Raw genomic sequence first — 3471 nt, 5'->3', positions numbered from 1 at the left:
CGGCTGGATTGCGCGGCCGGCACGCTGGCGGCGCTGGTGGACGACAAGGAATGGAACGCGCGCGAAGCGGCGACGATGCCGCACGCGCTGCGGCAAGGCAACGGTTTCGGCATCGGCCGCGAGCTGTTCGGCGGCATGCGCCGCAACGCGCTGGCAGCGGAAGAGGGGGCGTGCACATGGCTGTGACGACGGCGCAGCGCCCGAGCGCGCTGGAGGTGATGCGCGACGCGCCGGTGATTCCGGTGATCGTGCTGGACGAGGTGGCGCATGCCGTGCCGCTGGCGCGTGCGCTGGTGGCCGGCGGCATCCGCATGCTGGAGATCACGCTGCGCACGTCCGTGGCGCTGGCCTGCATGGAAGCCATCTCCAGGGAGGTGCCCGACGCCGTGGTGGGCGCCGGCACGGTGCGCAGCGCGGCCGATGCGCGCGCCGCGGCCAATGCCGGCGCGCGCTTTGCCGTCAGCCCCGGCTACACGCATGCGATGGGCCAGGCCTGCCGCGAGCAGGGCCTGGCGCTGCTGCCCGGCGTGGCCACGGCCAGCGAAATCATGGCGGCGCAGGAAGACGGCTGGCTGGCGCTGAAATTCTTTCCCGCCATGCAGGCCGGCGGCCCGGCGCTGTTGAAGGCCTGGCACGGGCCGTTTCCCGAGGTGCGTTTCTGCCCCACCGGCGGCGTGAATGCGGCCAACGCGGCGGACCTGCTGGCGCTGCCCAACGTGGTGTGCGTGGGCGGCTCCTGGCTGACGCCGGCCGAGGCGGTGCAAGCTGGCGACTGGGCGCGAATTACCGGCATCGCCGCCGAGGCAGCGCGGCTGCACCGGGCGGCCGGCACGTAGTCAGGCGGCGTCGCGCTGGATCAGCTCGATCTTGTAGCCATCCGGGTCGGTGACGAAGGCGATCACCGTGTTGCCGCCCTTCACCGCACCGGGCTCGCGCGTGATGTTGCCGCCGCCCGCGCGGATCTTGTCGCAGGCCGCGTACACGTCGGGCACGGCGATGGCGATGTGGCCGTAGGCCGTGCCGATCTCGTAGCTGTCCACGCCGTGGTTGTAGGTGAGCTCCAGCTCGGCATGGTCCGGATTGCTGCCGTAGCCGACGAAGGCGAGCGAGTACTTCTGCTCGGGCCGTTCGGTGGTGCGCAGCAGCGTCATGCCGAGCAGCCGGGTGTAGAAGTCGATGGCGCGCTGGATGTCGCCGACGCGCAGCATGGTGTGCAGGATTCGCATTGCGCCATGATACGAAAACTCCATGGAGGAACCGATGGATTCCAGCCAGCCATCCGCGGTGCGCCCGGTGCCCTATGGCGACATCCTCGCTGTCGCGCGTGAATCGCCAACAGGTGACGTCGCCGCGTTCCTGCGCGAGGAGCTCCCCTATTGCTGGCAGGACCGCTATCTCGCGCTGTCCGCGGGGCGTCCGACGCAGCCGCTGTCGTTTCGCTACGGCAGCTTCGACTACCTGTGCGACGTCTACCAGGAACCCGGGGGCGCCGTGGACGGCAACGAGGCCAATGTGTTCAAGCAACTGGGCTCGGTCAACAGAGGCGGGTACAGGATGACGGAGCTTTACTGCAGCAAGAATCCCGGCGTCACCTGCTTCAGCCGCCCGATCTATGGCGACACGTCGGCGCATCCGGTGCGCGTGGAGTTCGGTGTGCTGCGGGTCGACGGTGTGCTGTGGCTGAGGAATTTCCCGAACCGCCCGAACGCTGAACCCGTATGGGAGGCCCTGCTGTGATGTTCCTCACGCGGCCCTGTGCAGTACCGCCTGGCGCCTCGCTGGCGCGCTACGTCGTTTTCGGCGCGTATGTCGACTGCTACACCACTCATCTGCCGCACACGGTGTCGCAATGCGAATTCGTCGAGGCGTTCTACACCACGCCGGTGTTCAAGATCGAACGCTGGCTGCTGAGCCGCTTCCTCGCGCGGCCATCGACCGATGCTCAGGCGGGGCAGCTCGCGCGCGGTGAGTCCGATGCGTTCTCGGCCTGGACGGTCGAGGCGCGCGAGGACCGCCAGCTGCTGATGGGTGACTTCAGCGGGCGGACCAAGTCCTGGCTGATGGTGGAACCCGCCGGGGACGGCGGCACTGGCGGGACGCGGCTCTACTTCGGCTCCGCCGTCGTCCCGGTGGTGCGCCGCAAGACCGGCAAACCGGCGTTGGGCATGATGTTCCGCGCGCTGCTCGGTTTTCACAAACTCTATTCGCGGGTCCTGCTCGGAGCGGCCCGCGCGCGGCTGGCCCGCCAGGTGCCGCATCGGACCACGGATGCCGCAAGGCAGGAACAGAAAGGCGACGCATGACGATCCATCCTCTTCTCGCAGCACCGCGTAGCGCAACGGCCGCACGCCGATCCGCCTGTGCGTTGGCCTTGCTGCTTGCCGGCGCCGCCGCATCCGCGCAGGCGCCGCAGCCCGCAGCGGCGCCCGCGGCTGCCTACGACGGCCGATGGGCCGTCACGCTGGTCTGCGACGACGTGAAGGAGCAGGGGGTCTTCGTCAAGGGCTACGACTTCCGTTTCGCCGTGGAGGTCGCGCAGGGGCGCATGGCCGGGCAATCCGGCAGCCGCGGCGCGCCGGGCTGGCTCGCGCTCGCCGGAACGGTGGCGCCGGACGGTGCGCTGGAACTCCAGGCCGAAGGCATCAGCGGCAAGTCGGAACACACCTTCGGCCGCCTGGCCCAAGGCAGCCCCTATCGCTACACCATGCAAGGCCGGCTGGAAGGCGACACGGGCTCCGCGCGCCGGCGCGAGCTGCGCGCCTGCACCGCCAGCTTCGCGCGGCAGCCGTCCTGAATCCCCTCAGGCGCGCATCTCGAACACCAGGCAGGTCGTGGTGCCGTGCGCGTACAGGGTGCCGTCGGGGCCGTACAGCTTCGCGTCGGCCGTGGCGAGCTGGCGGCCGCAGTGGATCACCCGTCCTTCGGCGCGCACGCGCTGCACCTTCGGCCCGATCGCCTTCACCAGGTTCACGCTCAATTCGGCCGTGGTGTAGGCGCGGCCCTGCGGCATCATGGTGTGCACCGCGCAGCCCAGGGCGGAATCGAGCAGGGTGGCGTACCAGCCGCCGTGGATGCCGCCCATGGGATTGAGGTGGCCGCTGCCCGGCGTGCCCTGGAACAGCGCCCGGCCGGCATCCACTTGCAGCAGCTGGAAGTCCAGCGTGCGCGCGATCGACGGATAGGGCAGTTCGCCTCGCAGGCAGGCCTGCATCATCTGCAGGCCGGTCATGCCCGCGACCTGCTCGGGGCGCGACACGCCGCAGCCCACGCCGGCATTCACCCGCTCCAGCACCTCGCGTTCCTCGGCCAGCCAGGCTGCCAGCGGGTCCTGCGTGTCTTCGTGCGCCATCGGTGGCCGCTCCATCGTCGTTGCGAAACGGCAATTGTGCCCACGCGGCCGCGCGGACGCTTTAGCGCCCGAGCGGATCGGGCCTGACGCCCGCCAGCGTGCGGCAGCGCGCCTGCAGCAGG

Annotated in this window: 6 protein-coding genes and 1 pseudogene; 5 read left to right on the top strand and 2 right to left on the bottom strand. The window is 70.1% G+C overall.

Annotated elements, in window-relative coordinates; genetic code table 11:
- A pseudogene (locus H0U68_RS17470) lies at window positions 1-186 on the top strand (phosphogluconate dehydratase); the annotation flags it as partial.
- Window positions 177-836, top strand: coding sequence for a bifunctional 4-hydroxy-2-oxoglutarate aldolase/2-dehydro-3-deoxy-phosphogluconate aldolase (eda, locus tag H0U68_RS17465; RefSeq protein ID WP_296357893.1), 660 nt, complete (start codon window positions 177-179; stop codon window positions 834-836). The pseudogene H0U68_RS17470 and the gene eda, both read left to right, overlap by 10 nt.
- Here the strand turns inward: eda and gloA are convergent, their stop codons facing one another.
- Window positions 837-1226, bottom strand: coding sequence for a lactoylglutathione lyase (gene gloA / locus H0U68_RS17460; protein ID WP_296357891.1), 390 nt, complete (start codon window positions 1224-1226; stop codon window positions 837-839).
- A gap of 34 nt (window positions 1227-1260) precedes the next feature.
- Between gloA and H0U68_RS17455 the strand changes: the two genes are divergently transcribed.
- The 3 genes from H0U68_RS17455 (at window position 1261) to H0U68_RS17445 (ending at window position 2794) form a co-directional block, all read left to right on the top strand.
- A complete protein-coding gene (locus H0U68_RS17455) occupies window positions 1261-1737 on the top strand; it encodes a hypothetical protein (protein WP_296357889.1) in 477 nt (158 codons plus the stop codon).
- Window positions 1734-2303: a hypothetical protein gene (locus H0U68_RS17450; protein ID WP_296357887.1), complete on the top strand. Its 570-nt coding sequence runs from the start codon at window positions 1734-1736 to the stop codon at window positions 2301-2303. The genes H0U68_RS17455 and H0U68_RS17450 overlap by 4 nt, the downstream gene beginning before the upstream one ends.
- A gap of 62 nt (window positions 2304-2365) precedes the next feature.
- Window positions 2366-2794, top strand: coding sequence for a hypothetical protein (locus H0U68_RS17445; protein WP_296357885.1), 429 nt, complete (start codon window positions 2366-2368; stop codon window positions 2792-2794).
- A gap of 6 nt (window positions 2795-2800) precedes the next feature.
- Here the strand turns inward: H0U68_RS17445 and H0U68_RS17440 are convergent, their stop codons facing one another.
- A complete protein-coding gene (locus H0U68_RS17440) occupies window positions 2801-3349 on the bottom strand; it encodes a PaaI family thioesterase (protein ID WP_296357883.1) in 549 nt (182 codons plus the stop codon).
- Window positions 3350-3471 lie beyond the last annotated feature (122 nt).

This window comes from Ramlibacter sp. (assembly GCF_013697775.1).
GTDB lineage: Bacteria > Pseudomonadota > Gammaproteobacteria > Burkholderiales > Burkholderiaceae_C > Ramlibacter.
This window is presented reverse-complemented; position numbering and strand designations above follow the sequence as displayed.

What these genes read in the sequence shown, in the direction of transcription:
- H0U68_RS17440 (WP_296357883.1), bottom strand. Translation starts at nt 3,349, where the DNA reads ATGGCGCACGAAGACACGCAGGACCCGCTGGCAGCCTGGCTGGCCGAG.
- eda (WP_296357893.1), top strand. Translation starts at nt 177, where the DNA reads ATGGCTGTGACGACGGCGCAGCGCCCGAGCGCGCTGGAGGTGATGCGC.
- H0U68_RS17455 (WP_296357889.1), top strand. Translation starts at nt 1,261, where the DNA reads ATGGATTCCAGCCAGCCATCCGCGGTGCGCCCGGTGCCCTATGGCGAC.
- gloA (WP_296357891.1), bottom strand. Translation starts at nt 1,226, where the DNA reads ATGCGAATCCTGCACACCATGCTGCGCGTCGGCGACATCCAGCGCGCC.